Raw genomic sequence first — 15,151 nt, forward strand, 5'->3', positions numbered from 1 at the left:
TTATCGAAATATTTTTAGGGGACTGCAAGCAGATGTTTAGAGGTGCGGGGCAAAGTAAGATTGTAAGTGCGATCGGGCTGGTAACTTTTAGTATTATTGCCTTAGCAACTACAGGTTTAATAATTTTCGCAGCGAACCGTTCGTCAGTCAAGCATCAAGTCCGGCAATTGCTGACAGCGAGGGAATGTCAAGGTTGCAATCTTTCCGGGGCGAATTTGAGCGAAGTTTTTCTGGAAGGCGTCAATTTAGAAAAAGCCAACCTGAAAGATGCCAATTTGTGGAGCGCGCATTTGGTAAACGCTAACTTGAAACAGGCAAATTTGGCTGGGGTTTACCTGATAAGCAGCAATTTGGCTGGGGCAAATTTGGAGGGAAGCAATTTAGAAAATGCGTTTTTAGAGGATGCTTATTTGGGAGGGAGTAATTTGAGAAATGCTAACTTAACAGGTGCTTTTATGAAAGGTGTTTTTTTGGTAACTGCTGACTTGGAGGGGGCGAATTTGGAGGGGGCTAATCTGTGGATGGCTAATTTGGAAAGTGCTAATTTGAAGGGTGCTAATCTGAGAAATGCTTTGCTGTTGGATACTAATTTGGCAGGGGCGAATTTAAAGGGTGCGGTGATGCCTGATGGTACGCGGCAGGAATGAAAGTCAGTTGACAGTTGTCAGTTGACAGTTGACAGTTGACAGTTGATAGTTGATAGTTGACTCCGAAAGCAGTCATTAGTCAGTAGTCATCAGTCATTAGCATTAGTCAGGAGAAAGAGCGATCGCGCCTGCAACCTTCATTTCCCGTTATTTGGTGAGGGAATGAAGGGGTGATGAGGTGCGATCGCCATTCTAATAGCTAGCAGTTTGGTGTATTGTTGGCGATCGAGCTGATGGAGCACGTGAGGGCGATCGTTGAGCAACATGATAACTCCAACAATATCTTGTTGTCAGCGTGCGTCAAAGGGGTAGCGAGGAACGAACGGACTGTAGGCGGTCGGGTGCAGCGCCTTGTTGTGTTGTTGTCATTGGCGTTTTGCAGGCTGAACTCGCAACTTAATAATCTAAACTTATTAACTTAGGCTCACCGTTCGACGGACTTAATAATTTCAATGAGTTTGAATCGTTCACAATACAAAAGCATATCTGGCGCGTATTTGCCTTGTCGCTCGTAATAGTTGCGATAACCTGCCCTCCACGAAGAAAGAGTTCGATCATCTTCACCACTATCATAAGCAAACGCTTCATCAACCTCATCGTAGCGGAGTAGTCGGAGTTCTACGGTCTCGATTATGGCAACAGGCGAACCTTCCCCATCCAACACCACGTGCTTTTGCCCCACTTGTGTTTGCTGGCCTTCACTCTGATGCCACGAGCTGCCCGTTTTCACCCCGCCAATGACTAAAAGTGCCAATTCATCTGCCATTTGCGGCGTATCGCCAAAAGAGAACTGGTTAAGTTTTGACCACCATTGCTCGCTCATAGCTATCCTTGTAACGAATTTGTCCGCTCGCTTCTGTCACGCTGCGCGCAACAACACAACTTATAATAGTGTCGCAGATGCGGTACAACGCTCTTCATAGTCGGCTTATCCTGCACATCTGCGGTTTAACTCCGAACAGTCTGAACACCTTCTGCTCTGCCTTAACTCAAAGAATAAACCTCTTCGATCGCCCTGCCGGTGAGAAAAAGTAACCATCTTTTGTAAACTTATATAAATTACCTCGATCGCCCTGCCGGTGAGAAAAAGTAACCATCTTTTGTAAACTTGCGTAAATCCACTCGATCGCCCCGCCGATGAGAAAAAGTGACAAGCTTTTTTAAACTTGCGTAAATTCCCCGATAGATTTTAGATTTTAGATTTCACCTCATCCCAAATCCGTTAAATACCCCTCTTATTTCTTAGTGCCCCTCTGCTGGGACTTCGTATGTGTAGACGCGGTTTCAACCGCCGATGCAACAACAAATTATGTATTGGATTGCAATTAATCAAGAAAGAGCGACTCCTGCGAATTTAAAAGCAGAAATTTTACCCAAAGTTTCGGGCCGACAACTGATGGAAGCATTGGAATCCCTAGCGGAGCGATCGCTCAATTATACCTCATCAACAAGTTTAATGCTACAACCTGCGATCGCCGAGTATGTTAGAGAACGATTGCTCGAAAAGTAGCTCTAAATGGGTCTTTTTAAGGGGGATTTAGGGGGCTCTAGACTCAGGTAAAAACGATACAGAAATCAAAACTGATTCATTGGCGAGCGCCAACTACGGGCGATCGAACTTTTAATAAATGCCCGGAATTAGTTTTTTTACTCGCTGGCGGTACTCTGAATAGGCTGGATATTTTTTGGTTAACCAGGTTTCTTCTCGGTTGGCTTTGATCTCGAAAAGTATTATTAATAGTGCGCTGGCTATTAAGTGGGATATGCTCATTTGAAAAAGTGTCCAGCCGAGGGCTGCTAAAATTAAGCCGCTGTATAATGGATGCCGCACTATTCCGTAAATGCCTGTTTGGACTAATTCTCCGTCTTCTCTGGGATATGGTAAAGGTGTGAGGTTTTTTCCTAAGTCTATCAATCCTTTGATGATGAAAATTAATCCGGTTAAGCCGAGAATACTGGCCATAAACCAGATAATATAAAGTAAGTGAGTTGATTGAATTTTTAATCCTGGCAGTTGATAAACTGGTAAGATTACAAATCCTGTGAGCAATCCTCCTTGAAGCAAAACTAAATATTCGCCGCGGCTGTTATTGCGCCAGCCTTCGCGCGTGAAGCCCCAGTCAGTTAAGATTTTCATAATTGAAGGAAGAGGGAAGGCACGACACTGATTTTGACACGGATACACGGATTAATTATCGAAGGTGAAGAATCGGAAGAAGGAAGTGAACTGTAGGTTGGGTAGACCGAAGTAAAAACAACCTACAGTCAACAGTCAACAGTCAACAATTAACAAATTTATTCTCGCCAGGGACGAGTCATTAGTTCTAGTTGATTGACTTCATCTTGGCTCAAATTCCAGCCTAATGCGCCTGCGTTTTCTTGGGCTTGTTTGGCGTTTTTGGCGCCGGGAATGGGGATGACTCCGTTTTGGCATATCAACCAGTTTAGGGCAACTTGGGCGGGTGTGCGATCGCGCTTTCTGCCCATTTTCCGCAGAGTGGACATGACTAATTCAATTTTTTCGAGGCCGCTTTTACTGAAGCGGGAGTCCATTTTGCGGGCTCCTGTAGGTTGTTCTTGGGCTGTGTATTTGTCGGTGAGCAATCCTTGGGCTAAGGGGCTGTACGCTAAAATTGTGACGCCCAATTCGCGGGCTGCACTCACAATCCCTTGTTTTTCTACTTGCCGCGACAGCAAGGAGTAACGGACTTGATTTGTTGCTAGGGGAACGCCTCTTGCTGCTAGTATTTTGTGGGCTTGGCGCATCTGTTCTGCTGAATAGTTGCTGACTCCTACTGCTTGAATTCTGCCTTGTTTTACTTCATCGGCTAAGGCGTTCATCAGGGTTTCTTGACTCAGCAAAAAAGTGAACGGCCAGTGAACTTGGTAGAGGGCTATTTGTTCTACTTGTAAGCGTTTTAAGCTGGCACTCAAGGCTTCGGAAACTGATTTTCCTGTAATCCGCCAAGGTACGGGGCCGAATTTGGTGGCTATTTGAACGGGTTGGCTGGTTTTTTTGATAAACTGCCCCAGCAATTCTTCTGACAAGCCGTTACCGTAGACTTCGGCTGTGTCGAAGAAGTTGACTCCGCTGTCTAGGGATGTTTTGAATGCTGCTTCGACTTCGGCGGCGCCGTAGTTGCTGCCGTAGTTCCAAAATAGTTTGTCGCCCCAAGCCCAAGTTCCGACGCACAGGGGAATGACGGCTGGGCCATTTTGTCCTAGGGTAATGGTTGTCACGGTTGGTAAATCCACAGTTATTGATTCTCTTTATTTTTATATGAATTTATACGAATAATCCCGATCGAGCTTCTAGCCTGGGGAGGAAAGGCGGCGGGTTGCGATATCTCAGTTACTATAAATTCAAATGCTCTGTTTATTTCAATAGTTATGTCGATCGACCGTTTACCAGATTCAAGATTAACAGATTCCGCGACTCCTGCCATCAAGAGAGTTACCCTGCTGACTATGTTCCGGTTGGGTTTGTTTCAGATGGGATTGGGCATGATGTCGATTTTGACGCTGGGGGTACTCAATCGCGTCATGATTAAAGAGTTGGCGATTCCGGCTACTGTGGTGGCGGGTACGCTGGCGATGCACCAGTTTGTCGCCCCGGCTAGGGTGTGGTTTGGGCAGATGTCTGATGCTAAGCCTTTGTTTGGCCATCACCGCACGGGTTATGTGTGGGTAGGAAGCGTTTTGTTTGTGATTTCTGCTTTTTTGGCGGTACAGGTGATGTGGCGCTTGGGCGGCAGTTTGGAGGCTGTGGGGTGGACGACTCCTACTTACGGTTGGGTGGGTTTGTTGGGTTTGATTTTTGCGCTTTACGGTATTGCTATTTGTTCGAGTTCGACTCCTTTTGCTGCTTTGTTGGTGGATGTTTCGGATGAGGAGGATCGATCGAAGTTGGTGGGTGTGGTGTGGTCGATGTTGATGGTTGGTATTATTATCGGGGCGATTGTTAGCAGCGGTTTGCTGAAGCAAATTGATGGGGATGTGCCACGGGAAGTGTTGCAGGCTTCGATTAACGGTTTGTTTGTGAAGGTGCCGGCGCTGGTTTTGCTGTTGGTGGGGATTGCAACTTTTGGCGTTGAGAAAAAGTATTCGCGGTACGGGGTGCGATCGATCGCAGTGAATCGAGAAGATAAAATTACTCTGGGAAGTGCGCTGCGGATTTTGACTGCTAGCCGCCAAACCGGTTTGTTTTTTACTTTCCTGCTGATTATGACAATTTGCTTGTTTATGCAGGATGCGGTTTTGGAACCTTACGGCGGGGAAATTTTTAAGATGCCGATTTCGGAAACTACGCAGTTGAATGCTATTTACGGTACTGGTACTCTGATCGGTTTGAGCGCTACTGGTTTTTTAATTGTGCCGCGCATTGGCAAGGAAAATACGATTAGGTTGGGCTGTTTGTCGGTGGCTGCTTGTTTTGGTTTAATTATTTTATCTGGATTCACAGGAAATCCAATTGTGTTTAAGTCGGCTTTAATGTTTTTTGGTTTTGCTTCGGGTATTACTACGACGGGTGCGCTGAGTTTGATGTTGGATTTGACGGCTGCGGAAACTGCTGGGACTTTTATTGGCGCTTGGGGTTTGTCGCAGGCGATGGCGCGTGGTGTGGCGACGATTAGCGGCGGTGCTATTTTGGATTTGGGCAGAAGTTTGTTTGGGGTGCCGATGTTGGCTTACGGGTTGGTTTTTGCTGTGCCGGCGGTGGGTATGATTCTGGCTGTTTGGCTGTTGGGTAGGGTGGATGTTCGGGAGTTTCAGGATAATGCTAAAAGTGCGATCGCCACTATTCTTGAAAATGAATTAGACTGAGGTTTGTAGTGAGAACTTTAGTCCTCATTCTCTTGTTAATCAAGGGCTTCAGTCCTTAATACAAAAAAACTGCAAATGAAAGATTTTTGGGATTCTATTTTAAGTTTTTCTCAGACTACTGTCAAGACAGTCGGACAGCAGTTGTTGCAAGATTTCGGTTCCGTGCAAGCGGATGAGAAGGATGACGGGAGTTTGGTGACGAAATCGGATAATTGGGCTGATGCGGAAATTAGAAGTGCGATCGCATCTGCTTTTCCCACTCACGGCATTTTAAGCGAGGAAGGCGAACAGGTTTTCCCAGATACTCAATGGTGTTGGGTTGTCGATCCTTTGGATGCTACAACTAATTTTGCTAGGGGAATTCCGATTTGGGGTATTTCTTTGGGTTTGTTGTATCGCGGAACTCCGGTTTTTGGCTGCGTGCATTTGCCGCCAATTAATCAGTCTTTTCACGGTTTTTATGCACCTGATTTGGCGGGCGGCGTGTTTGACAATATGCCTCAAGGTGCGTTTTTAAACGGGCAGCAAATTCGGCCGAGTGCTGATAAAATGAGCGGGAATCATTTTTTTAATTTGTGTTCGCGGAGTGTGGGAATGGGGCCTCATCTTCCGAGTAAAGTTCGGATGTTGGGTATGGCTAGTTACAATTTTTTGACTGTGGCTTCGGGTGCGGTGTTGGGAGGGGTGGAAGCGACTCCGAAAATTTGGGATATTGCGGGGAGTTGGGTAATTGTGAAGGCTGCTGGTGCGGTTTGGTTGCCGCTGGAATCCCAGGGGATTTTTCCGCTGGAAGTGGGGAAGAATTACGGGAGAGTTTCTTATCCGACTTTGGTGGTGAACCGGCAGGAGTTGGTGTCGGTGTTTGTGCCGTTTGTGGAGGCTTGGAAGAAGAAAAAAATGGGGTGATACTATTTTCGATTTTCGATTTTCGATTTTCGATTAAGGAATTACTAATTCCCAAAGGGTTTGAATATAATCTACAGTTTCATTCTTTTTGGGAACTGGTATCATTGGCGATCGCACAAATCACACAATTATCAAATAAAACTGCAGGGCAGGCGTGACGGAGGAGTCTCCCACGTCTGCCGTGCTGTTTAGAAGAAATATACCGACCGATGACCGATGGTTCAAGTATGCCTACTCTCGTCTATTTCTGGCAATCTGCGATCGGGTGGTTTTATTCTACGTCGATCGGGTGATGCGGTTTCGGTACAATTTGTGGTAATGTTTTCACGACCTATTATCTCTCGGAAATAAAATTATACCCGTTTTCAAGTAGAGGCACAAGGGTAAATAGATTTACTGCGGTCTTGGAAAAAGTAGATGAGCGGTATATTGGCTAGGTCGAAGAGTTAGCCTGTGGGAAGATACAAGAATAAACCTGGGAAGAAACTCGGAAAACTCTGCGGTTTGCGATCGAACTAATCTCGATCGCACAATTCTCGCATCCGATTTGCTGACAGCGGCAGTCCCAATTCTACCAGCGTTTGTAAATACTCGTCAGGCGTTTTTGGCGGATTCTTGAGCCTGATTCTTTGTTTCTCGGCTGCTTTGCATACTGTTTGCCAGTTGAGGTCAAGCAAGTCTAAAATAAAATCATCTGGATGCTGCGCTAAAATGTCGTAAGCTGCAAGGGCTTCTTCAGGAAAATCTCTGAGATTGAAAGTAATAATAAACTTAGAACGAGAGTGAATTGCAGCAGCGAGGACATGACGATCGCCCGGATCTGGAAGTTCTAACTCTTGTATAATTGTCTCATAGCCTTGCACCAAGCAATTTTCAACACTTGCATTCATTAATCTTTTGGTTCGGGCAAGCTGTTCAAATCTTATATCGGGACGGTTTATCAGTACATTTCTCATCCACTCGTCGTGAATTTCTTCAGTCCAACGTGCCTCAACTATGTCGGTAGTTGCCAACTCTACAAATAAGTCACGAAGAGATGCCGAATACAAAACATTAGCATCGTAAATAACAGTTAAAATTGCCATGTTTTAAGGGTACAAACCGAGTGCTTCTGATTCATCTACAAGCATATCCATAATTTTACAGCTTTCTTCGTAACTTTGTTTCTTATATTCCATTAAATCTTCGTAACGTATCCGGCGACTGTTCCTGACTGTCTTGTAAGGGATTTTGCCCGCCTCCAGCAACTCCCGCATATATTTATCTGAAACTCCCAGAATGTCTGCTGCTTGATAAATATGAAGTTCTTTAGTAATTGGAGTTAGCTTGACAGTATTGCCGCTGCTTGTCTGTTGCAAAATCGCTAATAGCAGTGGCAATGCTGCGGCAGGTATGTCAATTGTCTTTCCCTCTTTTTCGTTTAATATCAATTTGAGGGATTCGCCAGACGGATGATTTTGCAAGTGCGATTCTAAAGCGCGGCTGCTGGTTTTGGCAACCGCTGCTTCTGCTGCTGTCGGTAAAACAGGTGCTGAGTCGGGATCTCCGGTGAATGTCATGTTAATTTGGGGGTGAGAATAACAGGCAATCAATTATAATTGTAGCAATTTGAGAATGCGATCGCCCAAATCGAGCAAGGAGGTTAACCTGTGGCATACAGGGACTTTACAACTTTAGCGAAAGTTAGAGAATCTTTTAATTTAACCGTAGAAGAACCTTTAGATTTGTTTAGTGATATCCCAGAGGTACAGCCAAGTTCCTATTTGCAAACGACTTTAACTGAAAACCTGTCTTTAGCTACTGCAATTAATACAGAAAAGGCTCGTGCTGAATTAATTATTGCTCCAATATTATTGGAAGTCAGGCGGCAATTTAATTTTCAAGTTGGTTTTTTCTCTGGTTCAGAATTCAATGTAGATGTAGAAGCGGGCTTAAACGGGTATTGCGATTATATTCTCACTGCATCGAAGGATTCCTATGAAATTCGCGCCCCGGTAATTACTCTCACAGAGGCTAAGAATGAAAGTATTAAATCCGGTTTAGGCCAGTGTATTGCAGAAAGGGTAGCCGCCCAATTATTTAATCAACGCAGCGGAGAGCAAATTGAAAGCATTTATGGGGCTGTTACTACGGGTACTGATTGGAAGTTTCTTAAATTGAGTAAGAGCACAATTTTCATTAACAAGCGAGACTTTTTTATTAATGAAATTAGTCGAATATTGGGCATTTTAACAATGCCGTTTCAAGGCTTTTATTCTATGAATCGCACTTGATGCAGCCAGCAAAATAACAGATGCTGGGATTGGGACACAACATTGCTGTGTCCCTACTGCAAAATGAATTTATTGCCTCATGCGATTAATTTCGACAGCACATTAGACAACTTAGCACCGAGATTCTCAACAGAGTCCTGCAGTGTGGCATCTTTCATCGTACCGTCAGCATTAAATGCTTCAAAAGCTTGGGGAATTGCTTTCTGATCCGGGAGTACCAATACGTTAATATTCCCCAGGATCGATCGCAAATGCACTAATCCCCGCAAACCGCCCATTCCGCCTGGAGAAGCACTCATAATTACCGCTACTTTGCCAGTAAATGCCACCAATCCCGGTTCACCCGGTGCTGGGCGCGATACCCAATCGATCGCATTTTTCAACACAGGCGTAACTGAACTGTTATACTCAGGGGAAGCTATCAAAAATCCGTCATGCGCTACCATCAATTCCTTCAATTTACGCGCATTTTCTGGCATTCCCTCTTTTGCTTCCAAATCTTCGTCAAATAGCGGCATCGGCAAATCGCGCAAATCTACATAAGTAACTTCTGCACCCGCCGCCGTAGCCCCAGCCGCCGCAACTTTTACCAGCAGTTTGTTGTAGGATGCTTCGCGGGTACTTCCGGCAAATGCGAGAATTTTTGGTGTATTGTTCACGGTAGTTCCTGATATTTTGACAAGATAATCTTGACATTTCCAAGCTAGATTTTAGCAAAGTAAGGCGATCGCTGTCTCTTGCCTTAACATATATTAGTTAAATAAATAGTCACCAATAAAAAACCGGGCCGACGTGACTGAAAGCATCCAGGATACCCGCCACGTGATTCATTCCTTCGCAGACTCAGGACCGGTGAAATAAAAAACCTGTATCCGATGAAACTTGCCGAACGTATTTATCCGTGGGGCCAATGCTTCAATCTAAAATCTAAAATCTAAAATCTAAAATCGATTGACTGAGGAGTCTCCCACACCAGGCGCGCGGTTTGTAGTAAATATAACCGACCGATGACCGATATGTAAAGTGTGCCTTGGTGCATCGAGTTTCTGCAATCTGCGATCGAGCGATTTAATTTTGTGCGATCGGGTGATGCGGTGGGGTAAAGTTTATATTAAGTCCGATCGATCGCGCCATCTTTGGGTAACATTCAACTTAAGAAACACCAAAATAATCTTTGAGAAAATACAAAACTGCATTACAAAAAGGCTGGTATTGCCCTTGTGCATTCATTTGTTGACAATCTTGAGCCCATAATTTTGCCTCTTCCTGTGTCATGATTCCTTGCAATACTTTAAGTGCTTCAATTCGTCCCTGCATTAAGTCATAATGATTGAGTCCCAAAACTTCAATGGTTGTTTGAGCATCTTTTGGATCATCTAAATTATTTGCAGGCAGTATCTCACCAGTGCTAGAGTAATTAAAAAATTCTTCACAGTTGGCTTGTAGTGGCGAAACTCCGATCGCAAGATTCCCCCTCTTATTGCCACAATGATCTGGCCAACGATACCCTGGCTGATTTGTATCTCGGCCACAAGAAGCTAGCATATTTGTGTACTCAACAGATAATTCTGCATCAGTCTTGCTCTGAGGGGCTAGATGTTCAATATGGCTATTGGTTTTATCAACTCTCTGACAACAGTAGCAGCAAATGTAGCCTTGTTCACTTAGCAAAGAACTGTGTACTGGGTCTTTCTCAGGATTGCGAAAATCCTTGTAATTATTATAGTTGACACCTAGAGCCCTCTGTTTAGCCTTCCATTCGGAAAAAATTTGAGGTTCTTGCCGCTTTTGAATATATTTCATTTATTGAGAATTTCCTTGCGTTGAATTAGCCAATCTGCTCTCACAAATTCAGGATCTTCTTCTCCCATTTTGTCTGCTAAATTTTGGCGAAATTGCCGTGCCTTTCCGAGTTCGCCCTTGTCTATCAAGCGAAACAATTCGCGTAAATCTTCCTTAATTTCCTGCCGACGTTCGGGAGTTCCCATAAGCGTTTCTAGAATCCGATTGCTATCTTTCCCAAAGGATGGTACTCGATCGATCGCAATTCCTTCAGATGTTGACCTCAAAAGATGAACCCATTTGAGATCGCTGATTACCTGTGGCGAATGAGTCGTAATTATAAACTGGCACTTTGGGAATGTTTTTTTCAGGTTCGGAATAATCGCCCGTTGCCATTTTGGGTGCAAGTGGAGCTCAATCTCGTCAATCAAAACAACGCCGGAACCCTTAAGCGGATTGCAATCTGGATTCGGATTTGCGATCGCCAAACGCCTTGCTAAATCTCCTGCTAGTGCTAACAAGCATTTTTCACCATCGGATAGTTGATTGACGATCAGTTCATCGCCTTGTTTGTCTGCAGTCATTCGCAAAGGCGATCGCCTAACTCGTAAATTTGAAAAGCCGTCTAGTAAGTTAGCGATCGCATATCTGACTGCTTCTAGTTCGCGATCGCGATACTGATCGGAATCATTTAGTCGTACTTCGTTTTCTAAATCTTCCCGATCTCTAAACCATTCAAAAAAGCGCCTAAAATCGATTTGCCCTCCCGTGAGAACCTCGTCATAAACAGTTATCTGCTCAAACGAATGTTTCGTCCTAATCTTCAAAGGAATATCAAGTACGGCACGGTTAGTTGGGTAGTAAACAGCCAGAGGCAATGCTGCGTAAGAATTAGCATCTAACTCACTGTGTATGCGATCGACAACTCTTTTTAATTCCCCAAGGTTGCTGCTAGTATCCTTGCTTCGCCCTTTACTGACCTTGGTTAAAGACCATACCACTTCCGACCAGTCATTGATTGAAATTGTAATTTCGTTGTGAGTTTCTTTGCATCCTTTTTTGATATCATCTTCGTTGAAAGAACGTCCATTACTATTGGGAGTTTGAATTCGCTTTGTCAGCCAGGAGAGAAGAATAGCCAAACACTCAAGTATGCTGGATTTTCCCACACCGTTGATACCGATGAACACAGTCGGCTCATCTGTATCAAACTCCAGGGTCAAATCGCTGATGCCTCGGAATGAGTTCATTTTTAGACGCTTGACTTTCACGATTTGGTTCTCGCTCTGGCTTAGTGGGTTATATTTTTGAGATCATATCAAATCAATGCTTCCAAACAAAGTCAGCAATGGGTCTATCTGCCGACAAAGGAAGATTTTCAGTGGAATTGAATAAAACCGATCGCATTTTTACCTTCCCGACTCCCAAACGCCTCTCGACGCGACTGGGAATGCCGTAACCGTAAATAATGTGTCCTTTCCCCGCCAACACCACAACTTGATAGTCGGGGTTTGCTTTGACAAATTCAGCTATTTTTTCCGCCATAGTTTCGTCCCACAAAACTTGGGCTTGCAAGAATCTTTCAAAAGCCGTACTATTTCCCTGTCCTGCCTTTTGGTGTTGCTGGAAAACTTCTAGCAGCAGTTGCCGGTATTCGGCGTTGTCGGTGCGAATTTCGGATATTGGCGGAATGTGCTTTTTTTCCTCTGCTGTGAGGCTTTCTAAACCTTGACGGGCAACTTTTCTCGTTACTTCGGAAGGTGTATTTAAGGCGAGGACGGGTAGTTGATTTTCTTTGGCAAACCGCAAAATGGGGGCGTAAGATTCCCAGGGAAAACGCCATCTGCGATCGTACTCTGTTTGCTCGACTAATTGCTGTTCAGTCAGTTTACCTGCTAAGTAGTTGTCGATCGCGCTTTGAAAGGGACGCTGAAACATTTCCATCGCGATCGCAATTTTCCGATTTTGCCGCTGCATTTCTCGGATAATCTTCAGTTGAGCTTGGTGGTCTTCCGCGCTATCGTGGGTTTCTCCCAGATACACGACTTTTGCCTTTACCAACTGTTGCAGAATCTCTTGGTTAGTGTAAATCTGCCCAGGTTGAGGGTTCGCCGTCGTTTGGGCTGTCACTGCACTGCTGCACAGCAGAAAGATACTCAGCGACAAGGCACACAGTTTGATGAGTTTGGTTGTTTTCATACAGATATTATGCCGTTTCTCGCAGCAGCAAGCACAGCCGGACTCTACTATTTTAGCTGAGCAGCTAGAAAGCTCAATGCTTAATTTAACTTCATAATTATCCGCCGTTACTTCTAAAGTTGTAAAGTTTAGTTGCAGGTACTTGCGCTTCTAGAAGAAGGTGCTAAATTAATAATATGAAGCAAACAAAAAGCTTCTCTGACAGATACCACATCTAGATACCACAGCGAAGTTCACAATAGAATCTAAGGAGTAAAAACGCTGTATAATCTCACATCTGTCTCATTAAAAACCAATAGCAGCACCCACCAACAAAGCTGACACTTCCTCAACTAATTAGAGGGGAGCAATGCAACTGAATCCGAGGATTATTGCAACTCCACATCGAAGTTGAAAAAAGAGGAAATCACTCGGTACATATGGCTGGGTGCTGTTGTTGTTAAAGTTGTTATTCAAAGAAATTTTCGGTTTGTGATGTTTTTTTCAGTAGAGGCAGAGCCTCTAGATATGCGTTACCGGGCAGAGCCTGGTAACAAGCATACAAGGAGAAAAACTAGAAAATTACTCGAAAATTGTCTCGTCTTCCTTCCGCCACGCGGGATCGACGATACAAATAAATATTAGTGGCTTTGTGCCACAGTTGTAAATAAACTGCTTGGCGTTTGGCGGGATGTAAACTGCATCTCCGGCTTCCACGAATTGATTTTCGTCGTCAATGTGCATCTCTGCTACACAAAACTTGGCTAAACTTATTAAGTCTCACCATTCAATCAGAATTACTTCTGAAGGGTCTGCTTCCTGTTTCATCCAAGGGAGTCGGCCCCTTCTTGTCCACAGGCGTTAATTCGGGCGTAGCCCACCCTAATTGGTTGAAGCTTTTAGCTATGAGTCATCCACTATTTTCAACCAATTTAACGAAGCGCGGACTCCCGTTCGACCTTGTAACAGGCTGGTCAGTTTTGACAAAACCGTGGTTTACAAACCAGATAATTAAGCCTTTTGTAGGCATTGGTGTAATCATACTGCCCAAAATGTTAATCAGTCAAGTTAAGTATGACCAATTTTTGTAAACTGACTTTCTGAGTAAATGCGCTGGTTCAAGAGTGTTCTGTCAGGGATTAACTTGCCTTCACTTTCAAAGGCGCCGTAACGTAGAACATGAGGACTCCTACTAATGCGTGCGAACTCTGCCACTTTCCACATAGAACTTTCTCTCAGCGCTCAACTGTGGATAAGTTTGGGAAACTATTTGGCACTTAAGTTTTGCTCCTGAAAATCTCTTTACCACAAGTTAAGTTTAATTGAAAGAGCCAGAGATGTTAAGAAATATGTAAAGCGACGGCCGGATTTTTTAACCGTAAATTCCCGAATGCCCTCGATAATCAGGACAGTCGATCGCATCTTCAGATAAAGCTATTGTAGGCTGAACGGGACACTTGAGGTGGTAGTCGCCGGTGAAAAATACGCAGTTAGCACAAGGGATTTGGTGCATCCGCTGAGCTCGGCGCATCGAGTCGGTGACAGTACGCCCGACACTCAAACACAGCAAAAAAACTATGCCCCAGGCGGACACAAAACACAGCGGGACTAAAATAGGCTGTATTGCCTTAAGCAAAAAGTAAAGCATAGCAAGAAAATTTAGCGGTATAAGCCACACATACATTACAGTAGTGGAATTGCCGATCGATCGACCAAAAAGTTTAGAATCCTTTACAGCTCGATCGAGAAACCGGGCAATTATGGCATGATAAGGAACAGTCCTTAAATAAAATTAGAGGAAATCCGTTATGACTCTGCGATTAGGCGATACAGTTCCGAACTTTACCCAAGCTTCCTCTGAAGGGGAAATCAATTTCTACGACTGGGCTGGCGATAGCTGGGTCGTGTTATTTTCTCACCCGAAAGACTATACTCCAGTGTGCACCACAGAACTCGGTGCAGTGGCCCGTCTAAAGTCTGAATTTGAAAAGCGTGGCGTCAAAACCATTGCCCTCAGCGTCGATGATGTGGATTCTCACATGGGCTGGATTAAAGATATTGAGGAAACTCAAAATGTCACCCTCAATTATCCGATTTTAGCAGATGGCGATCGTAAAGTCTCCGACATTTACGATATGATCCATCCCAACTCGCTAAACAACTTAACAATCCGCACAGTTTTTGTGATTGACCCGGAAAAGAAATTGCGTTTGAGCATTACTTATCCGGCGAGCACTGGTCGGAATTTTAATGAAATTTTGCGAGTAATTGATTCCTTGCAACTTACGGACAAATACAGCGTTGCGACTCCGGTTGATTGGAAAGATGGCGACGATTGCGTAATCGTACCTTCGATTACCGACCCGAAAGAGTTGGAAGAGAAATTTCCTAAAGGCTACACGCCGATTAAGCCTTATTTGCGGATGACTCCTCAGCCGAATAAATAGGTTTAACATTCCTGGAAGCAGAACCTAATTATGTAGGGTGCCCACGGAGCACCTTACCTCTATAATTCCCGCGTCATATCAAATCCGTTGACAT

The 15,151-nt window shown here is 44.3% G+C and carries 19 protein-coding genes; 7 read left to right on the forward strand and 12 right to left on the reverse strand.

Going from position 1 to position 15,151, the window contains the following annotated elements:
- The first annotated feature begins 32 nt into the window (after nucleotides 1-32).
- Nucleotides 33-647 (forward strand): pentapeptide repeat-containing protein, encoded by a 615-nt coding sequence (locus tag QUB16_RS05185; RefSeq protein ID WP_333314504.1) that lies wholly within the window; start codon nucleotides 33-35, stop codon nucleotides 645-647.
- A gap of 137 nt (nucleotides 648-784) precedes the next feature.
- On the opposite strand, the gene QUB16_RS05190 is transcribed toward QUB16_RS05185, so the two are convergent.
- Both QUB16_RS05190 and QUB16_RS05195 read right to left on the reverse strand, forming a co-directional pair.
- Nucleotides 785-913, reverse strand: a complete 129-nt coding sequence (locus QUB16_RS05190) for a hypothetical protein (RefSeq protein WP_333314506.1) — start codon at nucleotides 911-913, stop codon at nucleotides 785-787.
- Nucleotides 914-1,071: 158 nt separating this feature from the next.
- Nucleotides 1,072-1,470, reverse strand: coding sequence for an ASCH domain-containing protein (locus QUB16_RS05195; protein WP_333314511.1), 399 nt, complete (start codon nucleotides 1,468-1,470; stop codon nucleotides 1,072-1,074).
- Nucleotides 1,471-1,941: 471 nt separating this feature from the next.
- On the opposite strand from QUB16_RS05195, the gene QUB16_RS05200 reads away from it, so the two are divergent.
- A complete protein-coding gene (locus QUB16_RS05200; protein WP_333314514.1) occupies nucleotides 1,942-2,157 on the forward strand; it encodes a hypothetical protein in 216 nt (71 codons plus the stop codon).
- A 111-nt stretch (nucleotides 2,158-2,268) separates the two neighbouring features.
- Here the strand turns inward: QUB16_RS05200 and QUB16_RS05205 are convergent, their stop codons facing one another.
- Nucleotides 2,269-2,784: an isoprenylcysteine carboxylmethyltransferase family protein gene (locus tag QUB16_RS05205; RefSeq protein WP_333314515.1), complete on the reverse strand. Its 516-nt coding sequence runs from the start codon at nucleotides 2,782-2,784 to the stop codon at nucleotides 2,269-2,271.
- Between the two features lie 158 nt (nucleotides 2,785-2,942).
- A complete protein-coding gene (locus QUB16_RS05210) occupies nucleotides 2,943-3,887 on the reverse strand; it encodes an aldo/keto reductase (RefSeq protein WP_333314601.1) in 945 nt (314 codons plus the stop codon).
- A 150-nt stretch (nucleotides 3,888-4,037) separates the two neighbouring features.
- On the opposite strand from QUB16_RS05210, the gene QUB16_RS05215 reads away from it, so the two are divergent.
- The 3 genes from QUB16_RS05215 (at nucleotide 4,038) to QUB16_RS05225 (ending at nucleotide 6,696) form a co-directional block, all read left to right on the forward strand.
- Complete coding sequence (locus tag QUB16_RS05215) at nucleotides 4,038-5,471, forward strand: BCD family MFS transporter (RefSeq protein ID WP_333314516.1); 1,434 nt, start codon at nucleotides 4,038-4,040, stop codon at nucleotides 5,469-5,471.
- Between the two features lie 75 nt (nucleotides 5,472-5,546).
- On the forward strand, nucleotides 5,547-6,377 hold the full coding sequence (locus tag QUB16_RS05220) for an inositol monophosphatase family protein (protein ID WP_333314518.1): 831 nt from the start codon (nucleotides 5,547-5,549) through the stop codon (nucleotides 6,375-6,377).
- A 154-nt stretch (nucleotides 6,378-6,531) separates the two neighbouring features.
- Complete coding sequence (locus tag QUB16_RS05225) at nucleotides 6,532-6,696, forward strand: hypothetical protein (RefSeq protein WP_333248978.1); 165 nt, start codon at nucleotides 6,532-6,534, stop codon at nucleotides 6,694-6,696.
- Nucleotides 6,697-6,892: 196 nt separating this feature from the next.
- Here the strand turns inward: QUB16_RS05225 and QUB16_RS05230 are convergent, their stop codons facing one another.
- Nucleotides 6,893-7,462 carry a PIN domain-containing protein gene (locus QUB16_RS05230; RefSeq protein ID WP_333314520.1) on the reverse strand — a complete coding sequence of 190 codons (570 nt, stop codon included), beginning with the start codon at nucleotides 7,460-7,462 and terminating at the stop codon, nucleotides 6,893-6,895.
- A gap of 3 nt (nucleotides 7,463-7,465) precedes the next feature.
- A complete protein-coding gene (locus tag QUB16_RS05235; protein ID WP_333314522.1) occupies nucleotides 7,466-7,936 on the reverse strand; it encodes a helix-turn-helix domain-containing protein in 471 nt (156 codons plus the stop codon).
- 90 nt (nucleotides 7,937-8,026) lie between these two features.
- Between QUB16_RS05235 and QUB16_RS05240 the strand changes: the two genes are divergently transcribed.
- Complete coding sequence (locus QUB16_RS05240) at nucleotides 8,027-8,650, forward strand: hypothetical protein (RefSeq protein ID WP_333314524.1); 624 nt, start codon at nucleotides 8,027-8,029, stop codon at nucleotides 8,648-8,650.
- A gap of 77 nt (nucleotides 8,651-8,727) precedes the next feature.
- Here the strand turns inward: QUB16_RS05240 and QUB16_RS05245 are convergent, their stop codons facing one another.
- The 6 genes from QUB16_RS05245 to QUB16_RS05270 form a co-directional block, all read right to left on the reverse strand.
- Nucleotides 8,728-9,309 carry an NAD(P)H-dependent oxidoreductase gene (locus QUB16_RS05245; protein WP_333314527.1) on the reverse strand — a complete coding sequence of 194 codons (582 nt, stop codon included), beginning with the start codon at nucleotides 9,307-9,309 and terminating at the stop codon, nucleotides 8,728-8,730.
- Between the two features lie 493 nt (nucleotides 9,310-9,802).
- The gene (locus QUB16_RS05250) at nucleotides 9,803-10,453 is read right to left on the reverse strand and encodes a retron system putative HNH endonuclease (RefSeq protein WP_333314529.1); all 651 of its coding nucleotides are present in this window, start codon (nucleotides 10,451-10,453) and stop codon (nucleotides 9,803-9,805) included.
- Nucleotides 10,450-11,703: an AAA family ATPase gene (locus QUB16_RS05255; RefSeq protein ID WP_333314531.1), complete on the reverse strand. Its 1,254-nt coding sequence runs from the start codon at nucleotides 11,701-11,703 to the stop codon at nucleotides 10,450-10,452. Before QUB16_RS05255 ends, QUB16_RS05250 begins: the two co-directional genes overlap by 4 nt.
- 52 nt (nucleotides 11,704-11,755) lie before the next feature.
- Nucleotides 11,756-12,631: a ChaN family lipoprotein gene (locus tag QUB16_RS05260; protein WP_333314533.1), complete on the reverse strand. Its 876-nt coding sequence runs from the start codon at nucleotides 12,629-12,631 to the stop codon at nucleotides 11,756-11,758.
- Between the two features lie 561 nt (nucleotides 12,632-13,192).
- Nucleotides 13,193-13,354, reverse strand: coding sequence for a cupin domain-containing protein (locus QUB16_RS05265; protein WP_333314535.1), 162 nt, complete (start codon nucleotides 13,352-13,354; stop codon nucleotides 13,193-13,195).
- A gap of 628 nt (nucleotides 13,355-13,982) precedes the next feature.
- Nucleotides 13,983-14,258 (reverse strand): hypothetical protein, encoded by a 276-nt coding sequence (locus QUB16_RS05270; protein WP_333145777.1) that lies wholly within the window; start codon nucleotides 14,256-14,258, stop codon nucleotides 13,983-13,985.
- A 160-nt stretch (nucleotides 14,259-14,418) separates the two neighbouring features.
- Here QUB16_RS05270 and QUB16_RS05275 point away from each other — a divergent pair, with 160 nt between their 5' ends.
- Entirely contained in the window at nucleotides 14,419-15,057 is a 639-nt protein-coding gene (locus QUB16_RS05275) for a peroxiredoxin (protein WP_006632618.1), read from the forward strand.
- Nucleotides 15,058-15,151 lie beyond the last annotated feature (94 nt).

This window comes from Microcoleus sp. D3_18a_C4, assembly GCF_036702415.1.
GTDB lineage: Bacteria > Cyanobacteriota > Cyanobacteriia > Cyanobacteriales > Microcoleaceae > Microcoleus.